2 protein-coding genes are annotated in these 1,859 nt (G+C 70.8%); both read right to left on the reverse strand.

The window, feature by feature from the left end; genetic code table 11:
* Positions 1 to 1,133, reverse strand: a 1,133-nt coding sequence (locus tag FDZ70_10010) for a YncE family protein (GenBank protein ID TLM68231.1), incomplete at its 3' end; no start/stop codon positions are given.
* A 96-nt stretch (positions 1,134 to 1,229) separates the two neighbouring features.
* Positions 1,230 to 1,523: a DUF2469 family protein gene (locus FDZ70_10015; protein ID TLM68232.1), complete on the reverse strand. Its 294-nt coding sequence runs from the start codon at positions 1,521 to 1,523 to the stop codon at positions 1,230 to 1,232.
* Positions 1,524 to 1,859 lie beyond the last annotated feature (336 nt).

The following is a 1,859-nucleotide window of genomic DNA, read 5'->3' on the forward strand; positions in this document are numbered from 1 at the left end:
GTCACCGTGTCCGACGTGAAGTTCGAGCAGTACGCCTCGCGCGGAGCGAGCAGCTCGTTGACGGCCACCTGGTACGGCGCGGCGCCGACGGCCACCGTCGTGACGCCGTACCCGCTGCTCACCACGTTGACCGTGCTGCCGAGCTTGTTCGTCACGTACCACTTGGCGTCGAGCGGCGCCGCCGTCACGTTGAACGGCCCCGGGCCGGTCGGCACGGTCGCCACCACGCTGTCGGTGTTCGCATCGATGACGTCGGCCTCACGGCCGGCGTAGCAGGCCACGAGCCCGTACTGCGACGAACGGAAGTCGATGCCGACCGGGTTGTCGCCGACGGTGATGGTCGCGACGACCGTGTCGGTCGTGCCGATGACGAAGACCCGGTCCGTCGCGGGCACGGTGACGTAGGCCTTGCCCCCGGCGCCGTTGACCGCGATGGCCTTCGGCGGGCCGTCGAGCGTCACCGTCCCGACGACCGAGCCGGTGTCGCCGTCGATGATGGTCACGTTGTTCGTGTAGCGGTTGCCGACGAAGACGCGCCTGCGGCCGGCGCTCGTGAAGATGGCGATCGCCCTCGGCGCGTCGCCGACCGGTATCTCGGCGATGCGCGCCATCGTGAGCGCGTTGAGGACGGTGACGGAGTCGGAGCCGTAGTTGGCGACGTAGAGCTTGGGCGGGGTCGAGGCGGGGTCGATGGCCAGCGCGCGGGGCGCTTCGCCGTGCGAGCCAGCGCCCGGCATGGACGCGGTGACCGAGTAGCCCGGCTCGGAGATCTGGACGACCTGGCCCTGCCAGAAGTCCGCCACGTACGCGAGTCCTCGTGTGGGATCGGTGACCACCGCGATCGGGAAGGTCTGTGTGGCGGTGGGCGGCATCGGGACCGTCGCCGTCACGGTGTCGCTGACGCCATCGATCACCGTCACCGCGTCGTCGTTGTAGTCCGTGACGAACACGGCGTTGGTGACGACGTCGACCGCGACCGCCGAGGGGCCGTCACCGACCGGGATCGTCGCGATCGGGATGTCGGCGGAGTACGACACGCCGACGGCGCACAGGACGAAGACGCACGCGAGGAGCACGGCCAGCGCGGTCCTGACGCCGACGGCCGCGTGACGGTCCGGAACGGGCGTACCCATGTCGGCCTCCCCTCTCCAGGGTGACGGAGAGCGTAGCGCGATGGTACTCCCGGACCGGCGGCCGCGGGCGCCGCTCACCGGAGCAGGCGCGTCGCGTCACTCCCCGGTCTTGAGCTTCTGGACGTGGACGTCGCCGACCGACCAGATCACGGCCTCCGGTATCTCCCGGTTCGGCCGCTCGGCCTCGTAGACCCACACGCCCTTGAGCGTCACCTTGAAGAACGGCGACCCGCCCGTGTTCATCGGCTCGACCTCGACCTCGTCGGCCAGATAGGCGCGCAGCTCCGTCTCGACGTAGTAGTGGAACGTGCGCGAGATCTCGCGGTACTCGCTGAAGAGCGCGAGCCTGCGCTCGGCCTCGTACAGGTCCAACTCGTCGATGCTGTCCATGCGCTCTCTCGTCCCTTCGTCGCTGTGGGGCCGCGGAGGCCTTCAGCCGAGCGGTACCAAGTGTACGTTCCCCCACGCGCCCATGCGCTCACCGAGGAGCACCACGACGCCGAGCACGCCGTCCAGCCCGCGCGCCGCCTCGACCGCACGGTCGACGTCCTCGGGCGCGTGCACGCGGTTGCCGAGCTGCGTGGCGACCGCGTCGGCCAGCGCGCCGTCGCGCGCGAGCACGGTCACGGCCTCCGCCCTGCCGAGCGAGTCCGACGGGCCGACCGTGCCCGACGAGGTGCAGACCGCCACCGGCGCCAGCGATCCCGGCACGAGCAGCCCCACCCG

The sequence above is a fragment of the Actinomycetota bacterium genome (genome assembly GCA_005774595.1).
Lineage (GTDB): Bacteria > Actinomycetota > Coriobacteriia > Anaerosomatales > D1FN1-002 > D1FN1-002.